A 2,533-nucleotide genomic window follows, 5' to 3' on the forward strand; every position below is an offset into this window, starting at 1 on the left:
GATGAAGGCGGATTTGTTTGTGGTTCTTTGCCACATGATCGAGGACGGCGAAGTCCGCGGCTATGATGGCGTCCGCGCCGCTTTCGGCCGCCATGTCCGCTGCCTTTTTCCAGATGTCGACAGCGTCGACGCGCGCGAAGGTATTGATGGCGACGAGAACCTTGCTGCCGTGGTCGTGCGCGAAGCGCACGCCCTCGGCCAGTTCATCCCGGGAGAAATTGAGCCCGGGAAAATTGCGAGCGTTCGTTTCATCGCGAAAACCGCAATAAACCGCGTCCGCGCCTGCCTGGACGGCCGCCCTCAACGTAGCGGGGGTTCCTGCCGGACAGACAAGTTCCATGCGTGTCGTCATGTCTTCTATGCCTCGCTTGAGCCATTGTCGGCCAATTGGCGCGCGACGCCCAGGATGCCGAGGACACCTGTATCGACACAACGAGCCAGGATGCCGTGCAGCCCGAGCAGATCTGCCGGACGAAGTTCGGCGTCCTCTATCGTGTTCCTCAAGGCGAGCACCGCTTCCGTGCGCCCGCCTATCGAGATGATGCGGCTGAAGAACATCGCATCACCGTCAAGCGTGCCGTCAAGCAGGCTCAGCAGAGTCAGGAGCGGCCCCTTGATCAGCACGTCCGATGCCGCCGTCCCGTCTTTGCTCACGACGCGGACACTCGATTGTTGCCCATCCGGGACGACGCAAAATGCGAATGCAAGATCTACTGGATCGATACCGAAGCAGGCTGATCGGTATTCGCCCAAGCGCTCGAAAAGGCCAGGACGCCGCCTGGCAAGCGAGCGCAACGACAACGTCAGCAACGGCCCGATCGGCAGACCTGCGACTGCCGGAAACAGGTGGCGAACAAATCCTGGTAGTATTGGCCCGGCGTTCTGTGGTCGCATCGTCAATCGCTGTCGGTTCTACGTTCGATCGTGAAGTTTTTTGTGGCCAGCTAAAGCGCGTCGCGCTGAAACGGATTCAGTCGACGCGCTTTAGGTCTTTGTTTTGATGCATGTCGTTCCCCCAAAATCGCTGCGCACTTTCGGGCGACATGCATCAGGCGTCGTATCTCTTGGCGAGGAGCTTCGAGAAATTGTCTCTGTTGGGGCAGAAATCGCGATAGTGGCTTTCGAAGTCGAAGGCTTCCAGATGACTGTGACACCTGCGGCGATGGGGGCATGTGATGCAGGTCCGGGACATGAAGCCGTCGCGCACGAACTCGAGCGTATGAAAGCTGTCTGGATCAATCCCAACTGAAAGCATCGCCAGCGTGAGGAAATCCTGCGAAGCATGAGGCATATGCATGGCGTCATCGAATTCGCCGGTCGACATGCCGATGTCATTCGGCAAGCCTGTGCATTCTTCCGGTCCAAGCGCCCAGAATTCCCTTCTCGCGGTCTTGCTCCGTCTGCGGTCCTTGAGACCGGCGATCACAGACCGGCATGCTTCAAGAGTGGCGTTGACTAGGTTGTTGGCCATTTGAACGTCTTCCCGACTTCAACCAGTCACTCAGGCGAGTTGACGGTTGAACTCAACATAGCCTGCGCAGACGGCCCGTTCATTGACCTAGCGCAATGTTCTCGATCGGCCGCCGTGAGAGAACGGCGCAGCCGACGGACTGGTCGTGCCGGAATTCGACATGCATTATCGCCTTCTTCCCCAATTCTGTGATCTCGGCTCCTTTCTTTCGTATCTGGACGCGAAGGGCCAGTTTCGAGAAATCCGAGCCCCGGTATCGACCCGGTTCGAACTGACGGAGATACACAAGAGAGTGATTGCGGCGCAGGGGCCGGCGCTGCGCATGACGACGCCGGTCGATGGCCAGGGAGGCGGTTCGTCCTTTCCGGTCGTGGCAAATATCTTTGGGACGCGGGAGCGTGTCGCGTGGGGGCTGGGCACGGACATCCGCGGACTTGAGAGTCTCGGCGCCTTGCTGGCGTGGATGAGATCGCCCCAGGTTCCGCAAAACTTGCGCCAGGCCCGCCATATGTTCTCCGCCGCGCGCGGCGCGTTGGCGGCGCGCCCGAAGATCGTATCGTCGTCAAGATTATGGAGGGATGTGGAACCGGATTTCGCAATCCTTCCCGTCCAGACCTGTTGGCCAGAGGACGCTGGTCCTCTCATCACATGGCCGATGGTCGTCACCAGGCCGCCGGGCGAGGATGATCCCGGCAAATACAATCTCGGCATATATCGGATGCAGGTCATCGCCCGGGACCGGGCGATCATAAGATGGCTGCCCATGCGAGGCGGCGCGGCCCACCATCGCATGTGGCAGGCGAAGGGGCTCGAGATGCCTGTCGCCGTCGTCATCGGCGCGGATCCCGCGACATTGATAGCAGCGGTGATGCCGGCGCCCGAAGGAGTATCGGAACTGTCGTTGTCTGGGATGATCAACGATCGGCGAGTTGGATTGTCTCCATGCAAGAGCATCGAGCTCCATGTTCCCGCCAGTTCCGAGATCGTGCTGGAGGGAACCGTTTCACCCAACGAAACGGCAGAGGAAGGGCCCTTCGGCGACCACACCGGATACTATAACGG

At 59.8% G+C, this 2,533-nt stretch carries 3 protein-coding genes and 1 pseudogene; 1 reads left to right on the plus strand and 3 read right to left on the minus strand.

The features are described from left to right. The 3 genes and pseudogenes from EOA38_RS33435 to EOA38_RS33445 all read right to left on the minus strand — a co-directional run. Positions 1-340 (minus strand): annotated as a pseudogene (locus EOA38_RS33435) (U32 family peptidase); the annotation flags it as partial. Positions 341-357: 17 nt separating this feature from the next. Then, positions 358-810, minus strand: a complete 453-nt coding sequence (locus EOA38_RS33440; RefSeq protein WP_245480983.1) for an SCP2 sterol-binding domain-containing protein — start codon at positions 808-810, stop codon at positions 358-360. 238 nt (positions 811-1,048) lie between these two features. Continuing rightward, positions 1,049-1,471, minus strand: a complete 423-nt coding sequence (locus tag EOA38_RS33445; protein ID WP_127301240.1) for a hypothetical protein — start codon at positions 1,469-1,471, stop codon at positions 1,049-1,051. A gap of 145 nt (positions 1,472-1,616) precedes the next feature. On the opposite strand from EOA38_RS33445, the gene EOA38_RS33450 reads away from it, so the two are divergent. Next, positions 1,617-2,533 (plus strand): UbiD family decarboxylase (locus tag EOA38_RS33450; protein WP_245480984.1); only part of this gene is annotated, 917 nt, incomplete at its 3' end.

The organism is Mesorhizobium sp. M1E.F.Ca.ET.041.01.1.1 (assembly GCF_003997355.1).
Classification (GTDB): Bacteria; Pseudomonadota; Alphaproteobacteria; order Rhizobiales; family Rhizobiaceae; genus Mesorhizobium.